Annotated in this window: 12 protein-coding genes; 8 read left to right on the top strand and 4 right to left on the bottom strand. The window is 47.0% G+C overall.

Going from position 1 to position 12,337, the window contains the following annotated elements:
- Positions 1-132: 132 nt before the first annotated feature.
- A complete protein-coding gene (locus J2X75_RS13755) occupies positions 133-987 on the bottom strand; it encodes a sulfurtransferase (RefSeq protein ID WP_310337217.1) in 855 nt (284 codons plus the stop codon).
- A gap of 63 nt (positions 988-1,050) precedes the next feature.
- Complete coding sequence (locus J2X75_RS13750) at positions 1,051-1,995, bottom strand: DMT family transporter (RefSeq protein WP_310337216.1); 945 nt, start codon at positions 1,993-1,995, stop codon at positions 1,051-1,053.
- A gap of 228 nt (positions 1,996-2,223) precedes the next feature.
- On the opposite strand from J2X75_RS13750, the gene J2X75_RS13745 reads away from it, so the two are divergent.
- The 3 genes from J2X75_RS13745 (at position 2,224) to J2X75_RS13735 (ending at position 4,850) form a co-directional block, all read left to right on the top strand.
- A complete protein-coding gene (locus tag J2X75_RS13745) occupies positions 2,224-3,126 on the top strand; it encodes a polysaccharide deacetylase family protein (protein WP_310337214.1) in 903 nt (300 codons plus the stop codon).
- Positions 3,127-3,163: 37 nt separating this feature from the next.
- Positions 3,164-3,817 carry a YkyA family protein gene (locus J2X75_RS13740; RefSeq protein WP_310337212.1) on the top strand — a complete coding sequence of 218 codons (654 nt, stop codon included), beginning with the start codon at positions 3,164-3,166 and terminating at the stop codon, positions 3,815-3,817.
- 142 nt (positions 3,818-3,959) lie between these two features.
- Positions 3,960-4,850 carry a hypothetical protein gene (locus J2X75_RS13735; RefSeq protein WP_310337210.1) on the top strand — a complete coding sequence of 297 codons (891 nt, stop codon included), beginning with the start codon at positions 3,960-3,962 and terminating at the stop codon, positions 4,848-4,850.
- 251 nt (positions 4,851-5,101) lie between these two features.
- Here the strand turns inward: J2X75_RS13735 and J2X75_RS13730 are convergent, their stop codons facing one another.
- Positions 5,102-6,274, bottom strand: coding sequence for a mannitol-1-phosphate 5-dehydrogenase (locus J2X75_RS13730; RefSeq protein ID WP_307534067.1), 1,173 nt, complete (start codon positions 6,272-6,274; stop codon positions 5,102-5,104).
- A gap of 47 nt (positions 6,275-6,321) precedes the next feature.
- On the bottom strand, positions 6,322-6,990 hold the full coding sequence (locus J2X75_RS13725) for an HAD family hydrolase (RefSeq protein ID WP_047843848.1): 669 nt from the start codon (positions 6,988-6,990) through the stop codon (positions 6,322-6,324).
- 503 nt (positions 6,991-7,493) lie between these two features.
- On the opposite strand from J2X75_RS13725, the gene J2X75_RS13720 reads away from it, so the two are divergent.
- The 5 genes from J2X75_RS13720 (at position 7,494) to sigK (ending at position 12,241) form a co-directional block, all read left to right on the top strand.
- Positions 7,494-8,420 (top strand): ADP-ribosylglycohydrolase family protein, encoded by a 927-nt coding sequence (locus J2X75_RS13720; RefSeq protein WP_310337208.1) that lies wholly within the window; start codon positions 7,494-7,496, stop codon positions 8,418-8,420.
- A 26-nt stretch (positions 8,421-8,446) separates the two neighbouring features.
- Positions 8,447-9,694 carry an MFS transporter gene (locus J2X75_RS13715; protein ID WP_310337206.1) on the top strand — a complete coding sequence of 416 codons (1,248 nt, stop codon included), beginning with the start codon at positions 8,447-8,449 and terminating at the stop codon, positions 9,692-9,694.
- A 402-nt stretch (positions 9,695-10,096) separates the two neighbouring features.
- Complete coding sequence (locus J2X75_RS13710) at positions 10,097-11,044, top strand: alpha/beta hydrolase (RefSeq protein WP_310337205.1); 948 nt, start codon at positions 10,097-10,099, stop codon at positions 11,042-11,044.
- Between the two features lie 188 nt (positions 11,045-11,232).
- On the top strand, positions 11,233-11,412 hold the full coding sequence (locus tag J2X75_RS13705) for a hypothetical protein (protein ID WP_036615241.1): 180 nt from the start codon (positions 11,233-11,235) through the stop codon (positions 11,410-11,412).
- A gap of 130 nt (positions 11,413-11,542) precedes the next feature.
- Positions 11,543-12,241 (top strand): RNA polymerase sporulation sigma factor SigK, encoded by a 699-nt coding sequence (sigK, locus tag J2X75_RS13700; protein WP_062329827.1) that lies wholly within the window; start codon positions 11,543-11,545, stop codon positions 12,239-12,241.
- Positions 12,242-12,337: the final 96 nt, after the last annotated feature.

Here is a 12,337-nt window from a genome sequence, read left to right as displayed (position 1 = left end):
TTATGTCTAATTCTGTATGCTTGTAAATTCTTGCAGGGTTGTGTTGTTGACTCGATGTTGTCTCCAAACATAGAAAAATACATCGCCGGGGCAGATAAGCCACCTGGCGATGTATTCAACATCGATACACTGCTATACGTCTTTGTGTGCTTCCGCATTACCTGTAGCCACCGGATTCTCCTCATAACTGATCCAGTCGCTCCAACTTCCGGCATACAACTTCACATTCGAATATCCCGCCTCTTCCAGCGCAATTACATTCGGGCAAGCCGAGACGCCAGAACCACAGTACACGATGATCGCCCCATCCTTGTCCAGCTTACTGAAACGCTCTTCTAACACCTCGGTACCTGTCCAACGTCCATCCCAATCCAACACATCTTTCCAAAAATAGTTCAACGCCCCGGGAATATGTCCGGCTTTGGCATCAATGGGTTCCTCCAGACCCGCATAACGGCGGGCATCGCGGGAGTCGATCAACGCAGCGCTGCCAGTTACCGAAGCCTGCTGAACATCCTCAACACTTGCCAGCATGGCTGGCTGCACATTCACCTCAAAGGAAGACGGGATCTGAACGGGCACATCCGCGGTCACCGGGAATTTTGCGTTTTTCCAAGCGGAGAAACCTTCGTCCATGATATACACCTGTTCATGACCGATATAGCGAAGCAGCCACCATAGCCGAGATGCATTCATCCCGCCTTGATCGTCATAAGCAACAATACGACTATTGGAGCCGATGCCCGCTTTGGAGAGTCGACTTGCGAGAACAGCCGGATCAGGAAGCGGGTGACGTCCTCCGTGCGCAGACACAGGAGAAGACAGATCTTTTTCCAAATCGAGATAGACAGCCCCTGGAATATGTCCAGCTTCATAGGCTTGTCTTCCAGCCTCCGGCTGACCGAGCAAGAATCGGCAATCTGCAATGACGACATCCGGTTCATACATTCTGGCGAGCAGCCAGCGCATGGATACAATATTTTTCATCAAAATACACCGCCTTATGAGAGTGGTAGAGTCGTTTATTACTATGATTTACGAAAAAATACGTTATACCGTTGTAGGTTCAATAGGCCCTTTCCCCGCAACAGAGGCTTCTGTTGAAGCAATCTGAGGTTTGGTTTTGCCATATCGAATGAAGATCCATACCCCGAATATAATGACGACCCCGGCAGACATCTGTACTGCACTGAGGGATTCACCGAGCAGCATCCAAGCCAATAATGAAGAGAATACGGGTTCCCCAAGTACGCCCATGGATACCGTCGTGGCATTCATATATTGAAGCAGCCAGTTGAAGAGATAATGTCCAAAGATCGTTGGCACAATGGCGAGTAGCAGGAAGATCCCCCACTCTGACGCAGCGTAACCTCCGAACGGATGGCCCATGATCAGATTATATACCGCCAGTGTGCAGGCAGCCACGAAGAACACCCAGAAGTTATACGAGAATGCACTAAGTCCCGCTCGCAAAAATTGACCCAACAACATATGGACAGCGACTGCAATTGTGCCAAGTAAAGACAGGATATCACCTTGCAGAGCAGTACCTGCCAACTGGAAATCTCCTGCGCCAATAACGATTGATCCAAGCAGGGCGATGCCCATGCCGATGATCATCATGCGGTTAATTTTGGCTTTGAACAGCCATACCGAACCGGCAAGAATCAGTATAGGCTCCAGCGCGAGAATAACTGTGGAACTGGCAACACTGGTGAGCCGCAGTGAACCCATCCAGAGCAGAAAATGAAGGGCCAGCATCACACCGGATGCAAGCAGCAAGCCCCATTGCCGCAGGCTCAGCCGCATCATCTCATGTCTGTATTTCCAGACAAACGGGAGCATCAGCAGATTGGTCAGAAATAGACGGTACATGGCAATGACCGCAACATCTGCGGTAGACCAGCGTACAAAGATCGAAGAAAAAGAAATGGCGATAATGCCGACAAAGAATAACAGATAGATGGATCTGCCGGCACGGTTCAAGCTTGTCATGGGTGTAGCTCCTTCTTGAAGTCTGATAGCGTAAATCACTTCATTATACAGGAGAAGGTAACCGTAGGAAAGATAAAGAGAACAAAGAGATAAGTAGATTGTAACCGGGCTTGTAACTATTCTGTCATTCTCCCGATCCATTTTTCTATTAATCTTCTATATAGAGACATGAAACGAGATAATATACCAATAATCGGGAAAAAATGAAAGTAAGGAAGTGGCATGACAGTGAGAGTTCAACAAGAGAGAGCGGGAGAACGTGGCAGTATTCCGCCTAGCACAAGTCGCACGAAAACACATAAACGAAGAAAAATCCGGTATGGAAGGGTAAGCATAGCTCTAATGCTTCTGGTTCTGTTCGTTACCGGTATTACATATGTATTCCTTGGCATGACGCATTGGATCAAAAGCGTTGTGGCGCCGCCTCCGATTACTGTAATAGAACAGCCCGCCAAGCTCGGCATGATACAAGTTACTCCGGATGCGAAGGAGGAACCGGCACGGTTCCAGGGTCAGGTTCGCAAATTGGCATACATAACGTTTGATGATGGGCCAACTGAATATACAGAACAACTGCTGGATATTTTGAAGCAGCATGAGGCAAAGGCTACCTTTTTCATGATCGGACGTCAGTTGAATCAGCATCCGGAAGCAGTGAAACGGCTGTTGAAAGAAGGCAGTTATCCTGGACTCCACAGCATGACGCATAACTATAAAAAGCTGTATAAGAGCGGCAACTCGGCAAACTTTGTGAATGAATTCAAGAAAGAGCAGAAGATGGTGCAGGACCTGATTGGTTTTACGCCTCATCTGATTCGTGCACCTTATGGCAGCAGTCCACAGATCGGTGAAAAGTTCAGAGGTGACATTGCTGCGGCCGGGTTCAAAATGTGGGACTGGACGACAGATTCACTGGATTGGAATCTCCCCGGTCAGCCGGATAAGATTGTGGCCCGCGTGAGCAAAAGTGTACATCGGGATAAGGAAGTGATTCTGATGCACGAGCGTGAGCAGACCGTTCAGGCTTTACCGCGTATTCTGAAGCTACTCGAGGATCGGGGTTACGAGTTCGAAGTATACGATCCGGATGCACACTGGGTAGCCAATTTTAGCGGAGATAGCCGTTTGTAATATAACAACAAGATGATGCAAGAGAGGAAGGACTTGAGTGCTAACGAGTAAAAAAGTGGCGCTTGCGGCAGTTAGTGTATTGCTAATTCTGCTGGTAAGTGGCTGTGGAGATCCGCAGGAGCCTGCGGCAAATCAGATAAACCAATTGGTGCTCAGTGGTCAGGAGATCGATCAGAGTTTGAAGACGCTGACCAGTCATGAGCAGGAAGATATAAAGTTATACAAGTCTATTTTGGACAAAGGCAAGAGCAAAAACAGTGATCTCGAAGCACTGCTGGATCAGGCAGCAGGTCATATTCATGAACGAAGAACGTTGTTGAAGCAGGCGGAAGAGGCCATAAAACAGACCAACGAGAAGATGGTGGCCCTGCACAGTTCATTGAAAGAACTATCATTTGAAAAAGAAGAAACGTTGGCGCAGGCTGAAAAGGTGCTGGATCAATATGAAGCAAGAGCGCGTGCATTGGAAAATTTTGTTGCTTCGTATCAGTTGAGTCTGAGTGCCGATGAGCAGTTGTATGATCTGATGAGAGAAAGTGCAGAACCTAATCTGGTTAAGATTAAGCGAGCCATTCGGGTACGGAATAGCGAATATGCGAAGCTTGCTGAATTCCGAAAGCAATTTAACCTCCAGACCAAAGCATTTAACGGAGCCAATGCCAAGCTGGTACAGATGGATCAGGCCAGCTAAGTCGAGAAACTCAGCACCTGTTCAGACATTTTGCATGATTGAGCTGCCTGTCTCCCGTGTAAGTACTAGTATACAGCCAAGCCAATGGATGAGAAGCAACATGGACAAGCATCATTGCGTATAAGCTAACGGAGGTGTTCATATGCGAAAAGGAAATACAATGAAAGTCAGTGCATCATTCCTGGTTTTACTTATGGGATTCGCACTTGTGGCCTGTGGGAACAGTAATCCTGCTGCACAGCCACCGGTGAATAATACGGAAGAACAGTCACCAGCACCGGAGCAACAACCAAATGAAAGTGCTGCAATAGAAGCAGAAGGTATTCTGACCGGCTGGGCTGATCCGCATACCGTTGAGATTCGAGTGAATGAGAAGCCGATGTCATTCCAAGTGAGCGAAGATCTGCAGAAGTCTCTGGATGATATCGATGACGAAGATTCCGTTCGTTTCAAATATGTAGAGAAAAAAATTGATGCAACAACAAAACAGTTGGTACTTACAGAGATTGCAAAGATGGAATCGAGTGATGACAATAACGGTTCCAATGCAGGCGGTACAGTAACGTCCGATCGTCCGAAGACATCAGAGCTGGAAGTGACGGTAGAAGGAATGACCGAGAAACGCCCAGTGACACTGGCACAAGCGAAAGGTTATTCACTGTATGTGTTTGAACCGATGGCTTTTGATGCGGAAGACCATGAATTAACAATGAAGATTGATCCGGATTATGAGGTAGAGATTGAGAAGTTGCCGGCGAATTACAATCTGGATGCGCTGAAGATGGATGCTAAGGAAGAGTTGTCCGAGACCGGAGAAGTGAAGCAGTTAACGGCTGAACAACTCAGCAACGGCCCGATGAAGGATGCAAGATTGTACATGATGTCCCAGAATGATAAGAAGACAGAGTATTTTATTGTGAAAGAACTGGACGGCAATGGTTTCATTTTCCACATCCAAGCACCTATTGGTGAACCTTCGGAAGGTTTCCTGCCAATGGCATATGCATCCCTCAATTCCATTATGAATGAGTAGAAAAGGGATGAGCCACAAGGCTGAGCCAAACGATGTAGTAAATTAAAAAGATTTCCTAACAGCGTGTTTCCTTGAGAGAGGAGATGCGCTGTTTTATTAACGTTACTACAATACAGATAGAATGTGCCGTGCCACGCCGTGCATAGACAAAGAGCCGGAAAGAGCGATGCGGCTGCATAGGTTCCTCCCGGCTTCTTAGCCGTGCTTCTATTCAGTTTGCAGGATCGAACCCATGCCCTGATCAGAGTTACTCAGGTCAGTATAGTCGATTCCTTGCGCCCTCTAAGTTCTTGATAACGGGCGATTACATTCTGATGAACGGGATGTTCGTCGGGAATTCCCATGCGTTCACGAATGAAGGCGGAGACGCCATCTTCGCGAATCATGTGTTGTAGCTTCATGGCTTCCTCGTCGCGTTTGTCATTAAACAGCATTGCGGCCGCCATAGCAGAAGTTAAATGAGGAATTTCAATTCCGAATTCACTGGCCTGCAGCGCTGGGCGAACAAGCCGATCATGAGGCGAAAGCTTGCGAAGGGGGGAACGTCCAACCCGGGTGACCTGATCCGTCAGGTTGGGATTGGCGAAGCGTTCCAGTATGGTGTCGATATATTTGTTATGCTTCTGTGCGTTGAATCCATGCTTCTGGATGAGCATCTGACCCGTCTCTTCCATAACATGGCGTACCTTGGCCCGAAGGGTGGAATTACTCATGACCTGTCTAATCGTGTTGAATCCTTCGATATAGCCGAAGTATGCGGCGACACAGTGGCCTGTATTGACCGTAAACATTTTACGCTCAATATAAGGTTCAAGCGAATCCACATAGTGGACGCCATCTATTTTCTTAAATCCATCCAGAAGTGCTGGACGATGAACGACCCATTCGTAAAAAGGTTCAACAGTGACCTGCAGCGGGTCTTTGTGGTTTTGAGCCGGAACAATCCGGTCCACAGCTGCATTGGGGAAAGAAACATAACGTTCGGCTTTTTTGCGAGTTTGTTCATCCAGAAATGGATAGATGCGTTTCTTCAGCCTGGTGCTACCACCGATGGCATTTTCGCAAGCGATAATATGCAGTGGAGCCTGATTATTGTTTTTCATGCGAAGTTGAATGCCTTTGGCGATCGGCTCGGCGATATCTCCGAGTGCAGATACACCCACCGCGGTTGTGATCACATCGGCTGAAGCGATCTCTTTAGCAACCAGATTTTGCTCATTCACATTGATCGCCGTCACGTTGTTGACAATCGTAGTGTCCTGATCGTTATTGGCAAGTGTAATCGGATATTCCTGTCTCTCTTGAAGCATGGAGATTTTCTTCGGGTTACGTGCGACAAAGCAGACTTCGTAGTCGGAAGCGGACAACATATGACCGATAAAACCGCGGCCTATATTGCCCGCACCAAAATGTACAGCTTTCATGTGTGAACTCCCCCTTTAAGGATTAAATCGCGAAATTCGTGCAGACCTTAGACGGTAGTGACGAGTGGCTTCGAAATCAAATCGTTAAATGTAAGGTCAGTCAAGCAAGACAGCCGTTGGTGAGGCATATCGAATTCCAGTGTTCCTGTAATGGTATTCGAGATGACTACGCAGTGCATACCAGCCGCAGCAGCTGCACGCGCGCCGTTAGGTGAATCCTCAATCGCTACGGCTTCGTCTGCAGTTACTCCAAGGGCTTCAAGCGCTTGAGTGTAGAGTTCCGGGTCAGGCTTCACATTTGCAACATCATCTGCCGTACGAATGACTTCAAAATAATCTTTCAGTTTCAGTTGTTCCAGATGCTGTTCAACCCACTCCCGTTTGGAGCTGGATGCTACAGCCAGTTTCAGTCCGGCTTCACGTGCTTGTTCAAGATATTCCTGAATACCAGGACGCACCTTTTCTTTGTTCATCAATGCAGCGTGCTGCAACTGAACGGATTCCCTGAACGCTTCCCGATCGATCGGAAGATTCAAATCTGTGATGAGGTACTCATACGGATTAAATGTTTTCAAACTGGTACCGATGCATTGTGAATACATCTCCAGGGTTAGATCCACGCCGTGTTCCTTGTAAGCATCACGAAAAGCAATATACCATGCTGTCTCTGTATCAATAATCGTTCCGTCGAAATCAAACACCAGTGCCTTGATCATAAATTTGTTCCTCCTGTTTCAGAATTAGTTTGGGGATAAAACAAAAATGAAAATTTCCTGCAAATTTTTTCCCTGTATTCATTAACCTGCGGGATATTAGTTAACGCAATAAATCGAAAAAGAATATTAATTTGGGAAAAAATATGCGTTTGAAGCTAATAAAACCGTAACATAGGACAAACCGAGGGGTCAAGCGCGTCATGATTGTTTACATTGAAAGTTTTCATATATATGATTTGTTTTCAGAAAGTGATGAACCTTGCAAACCTTTAACCCTTTTGCATGTAAGCGGTGTACTGAATAAACTGTATTTTCAGCTCAAAAAAATAAAACTTTTTTTATGAAAATTTGCTATTTTGGCCGTTCTACAGCTTTCGACACTTTTATAATAGAAGAAATGGAGATTAATTTATTGGATTTTATTAGCTTTACGCCAGATCAGGCCCTGTGGGAGAATGGAAGAAAGATTCTGAAAGTATATGGAGTAAGGGAGGAAGACAAGCATGTTGCAAAAGGACCGTTTCAATGGCTGCTTCATCGGGCTTGCAGCGGGTGATGCACTCGGAACTACCGTGGAATTCAGCAACCCGGGCACATTTGAACCTGTAACGGATATCGTGGGTGGTGGCGTATTCGGGCTGGAGGCAGGGCAGTGGACAGATGATACGTCCATGGCACTATGTCTGGCAGAAAGTCTGGTACGTAATGAAAACTTCGATCCTGCGGATCAGATGCGCAGATATACGAATTGGTACAGGGTCGGATATATGAGCAGTACAGGCGACTGCTTCGATATCGGCGGGGCCACGCGAAGTGCCTTGGAGAGATTTGAGATAACCGGGGAAGCCTACAGCGGATCAACTGACCCGATGACGGCGGGCAATGGCTCTATTATGAGGCTTGCTCCTGTCGCGATGGCTTACGCCAATCAACCAAACGAGGCGGTCCACTATGCCGGGTTGAGCTCCCGGACAACACATGCTGCAACGGAAAGTGTGGAAGCATGTGAAGTGCTAGCCGCCATAATTGTTGCTGGTCTGCGCGGAGCGGACAAAAACGTCATGCAGATGCCGGAGACATGCAGACAGTGGAGGGAAGACCCTGCTTTTTCGCCCGCTATTGAAGAGGTTGTTATGGGTTCCTATCAGAGCAAAGAACCGCCGGAAATTAAGGGCAGTGGTTATGTGGTTCGTTCACTTGAGGCAGCACTATGGGCGTTCCATAAGTCGTCAAGCTTTGAAGAAGGCGCGTTGTTAGCTGTTAATCTGGGTGATGATGCGGACACTACAGGTGCTGTGTATGGGCAGATCGCAGGTGCTTATTATGGACTGAGTGGTATTCCGGCACACTGGCGGGACAAGCTGGCCATGCGTGAAACGTTCAAACAACTAACAGATGCCTTGTGGTTGAAGGCGACAGAAAATCGTTGATTAAGAGACAGGAGAAGAGAACATCTATGAGCACGACTGGACACAAAACAGAATTAGAGGCTTCGCAGTCTGGTAAACGAGGGGCATTTCCATTGTCCCTGTTATGTCTGACGATTGGAGCTTTTGCGATTGGTATGACTGAATTTATCATTATGGGCCTGCTGCCCAATGTGGCAACAGACTTGAATGTAAGCATTCCGCAGGCAGGACAACTCATCACGGGATATGCGCTTGGTGTAGCGGTAGGTGCGCCGATTTTGACCGTATTTACACACAAGATTCCGCAGAAGAAACTGCTGGTATTGCTCATGTGCATTTTCATTATCGGGAACGCATTGTCTGTCATTGCTCCGACATACGGGTTGTTAATCTCGGCACGGATATTAACGGCATTTGCTCATGGTACGTTCCTTGGTGTAGGTTCAATCATGGCTACGCGGCTTGTTGCGCCCGAGAGAAGGGCAGGAGCGGTATCGGTTGTTCTCGCGGGGCTAACGATTGCCAACATTATTGGCGTTCCGTTTGGTACGTTTATTGGGCAACAGCTCGGATGGCGGTCATCTTTCGGGGCGATTACGATCTTGGGCATCATTTCGTTGATTGGTATCATTCGTTTCATCCCCGTCCTCCCGCATGGAGCACCAGCGAATCTCGGACAGCAATTCCGGAATCTGGTTCGTCCCCAAGTATTATTGGTTCTGCTTGTTGGCGCGATGGGCTGTGGAAGCCTGTTTGCCGTATTCACGTATATCACGCCGATGCTTGTGGACATTAGCGGTTTTGCCGAGCAAAATGTGACCTGGATTCTGGTGCTGTTCGGGTTCGGTGTTACGTTGGGCAACATGGTTGGCGGTCGTCTCGCGGATTGGAAGCTGATGCCTTCGTTGATCGTCAACTTTGGAATCCTGGCTGTTCTTCTGGCTGCACTAACGCTTACCCTAGAGAATCCTTATCTCGCGGTGATCACGATATTCTTCTGGGGTGTTGCGGCCTTTGGGATTATGCCAGGATTGCAGATTCGCATCATGAATATGACCCGTGAAGCGCCGCTGCTGGCGACAACATCAAGTCACTCCGCGTTTAACCTGGGGAATGCAGGTGGTGCCTATCTGGGTGGGTATGCAATTACCCACACGGGTCTTATATCCGTACCTTTGTATGCCGCAGTTATTGCCGGATTAGGCTTGCTAGGACTGCTCTTCAGTCTGTTCATGGAGCGTAAACATCATGTGCCAGAGGTTGCCCAGGTTGCAGAGGCAGCGTCGGCAAGCTGAATATGGAATCGGTTCGCCTCAATTCTTCCGTTGAACACGGAGAGTTGAGGCTTTTTTATATCATGATGAGATCCGGAGTAGGGGAGTGAATAGACGGTCTGGTGGTGTGAAGAAGTATACTTTTCAAACTATAAGATATAGTTATTTAAGTTTTTTGATGATGTACAGGCCTTGTGAGGTGATATAATAAAGATGTAATTGGAATTGATTGTAAATTATGGATCGCGGATGTTTACTTCCGTATTGGGAAAGGTCAAGGATAGCGGTCCGTATTCATGCGTGGAAAGGAGGAACTTCGCTTTAAAATGTAAGGGCTTTCAATTGGGGTTTGTGTGTATCTGAAAGACCTGTTATGAGGTTCGTACACGGTTTAAAATCATATTCCAAAGGAGATTGATATTAATGAAAAAACGTCTGTCCAAAATTCTTAGTCTCTCCATCACAGCAGCACTCCTTGTACCAACGATGGCGTCTGCAGCCGATATGCAGGAAACTGCAGCTCCAACCCCCAATCAGGCGGTTGTAGATCAGGGAGCGACCGGCACCATGGATAATACCGGGCAAAATGCGCTGGCTAACACTCCGGTGGTGCCGGCACCACCGGGTTATGATGGCTATCGAAACAATATTCCGCACGGAAATACCAATCTGATATCCTATTACTCCACAACGGTAGGCAATACACGGAAAGCGACGGTGTATACACCGCCAGGATATTCTCCGAATAAAAAGTATAACGTCCTGTATCTCCTGCACGGCATCGGCGGGGATGAGTATGAGTGGGTCAATGCAATGAAACCAAAGAACATTCTGGACAACCTGTATTCCGAAGGTAAGTTGTCCCAGATGATCGTTGTCATGCCGAATGGCCGTGCCATGAAGGACGATCGTCCAGTCGGTGACATTTTTGCTCCGGACAAAGTGGCTGCGTTTGAACGGTTTGAGCAAGACCTGCTCAAGGATCTGATTCCTCATATCGAGGCCAATTATCCGGTGTACAAAGACCGCAATAGTCGTGCGTTGGCCGGTCTGTCCATGGGTGGTGGGCAGTCGCTTAACTTCGGATTGAAAAATCTGAATACCTTCGCCTGGGTAGGGGCATTCTCGGCTGCACCGAATACGCAATCTGTATCGCAGCTGGTTTCCAACCCGGGACAAGTCGCTAGCCAACTCAAATTGTTGTGGATCTCCTGTGGATCAAGTGATGGTCTGTTATGGGTCAGCCAGAACTTCAAAAACGGCTTGAGCAGCATGAACATTCCGCATACCTTTTATCTGGATGTAGGTGGACACGAACCATCTGTCTGGAACAGCGGCTTGTATCAATTCTCTCAACGCATTTTCAAGTGAATAACCGGAATTCATATTGGATGAGCCGCAGCCTCAGTTCTGTTTCTTATAGAACTGGGGTTTTTGTTATGAATCGAGTCATCTAAAAGGAGCACATGGGTATTTTTAATTTTGGGGAGGGGGTTAATGAAAGTGTAAGTAATGGTTTAATTTATTACATAGGTAGTGTTATGAAGGAGAGGGATCTGATGTTTTATTATAAAGGTGCGTTCCGTGAAACGGACAATGTGATCTATTTTAAAAGCGATGTTTCATTAGCTCAGAATGATGTTGTCCTATTTGGTGAAAAGAAGTATTTTATCGAAAGTGTGGAAAAAGAATTTCTCCTGCTTCAGCGGGTGGGTTCCATTGTTTCTGTGAGTCTGTGAAATCTTCGCAAGATCATCCCCTTTTTCAAGTGTACGTGCACTTCTGGGCCTCTGCCTACATACAATAGATCGACCCTGTTCCCACACGTGCTCAGGCCAGATCGTTGTAAAACTGCAGGAGGTGTCATCTGTGCCCGGATTGTTTACCGCAATTGCTCTATTCATTAAAGAGTTAACGTTACTTGTCTCGTATGTCAAAAATAATGCGTTCCCCCAGCCACTGGCTGAGGATGATGAAGCCAAACATTTGCGCCTTATGGCTGAAGGCAATGCTCACTCTCGCAATCTGCTCATTGAACACAATCTGCGCCTCGTCGCGCATATCGTCAAGAAGTTCGACAATACGGGTGAAGATCAGGAAGATCTGATTTCCATCGGAACCATTGGTTTGATCAAGGCGATCGAAAGTTTTCAACAAGGCAAAGGTACAAAGCTTGCCACATTTGCGGCGAGATGTATTGAAAACGAGATACTTATGCATCTGCGTTCCCTGAAGAAAACACGCAAAGACGTATCCCTGCACGACCCCATTGGTACGGACAAAGAAGGCAACGAAATTACGCTAATCGATATCCTCGGAACAGAAGCCGACGACGTTGTAGATAAAGTGCAGCTCAAGATTGAAAAAAGCAAAATTTATCGCAATCTAGACATCCTGGATGACCGGGAGAAGGAAGTTGTAATCGGTCGATTTGGCCTGGAAGCAGGCGGGGAGGAACGAACTCAACGCGAAATTGCGAAGGAACTGGGCATCTCACGTTCATATGTATCACGGATTGAAAAACGAGCGTTAATGAAGCTGTATCATGAGTTTTATAAGCAAAAGTAGTTTTTAGTTAGACCAGAGGGCGCCTTTATCGGGAGCCCTTTTTACTGTGAAGATACTTAAAATTGGGTCTGAATAGTATTAATTATTTGGGATTAT

Source organism: Paenibacillus sp. 2003 (assembly GCF_031455635.1).
GTDB classification, from domain to species: Bacteria; Bacillota; Bacilli; order Paenibacillales; family Paenibacillaceae; genus Paenibacillus; species Paenibacillus amylolyticus_B.
Note: the sequence above shows the minus strand (reverse complement) of the source record. Positions and strands in the feature narration are given on the sequence as shown.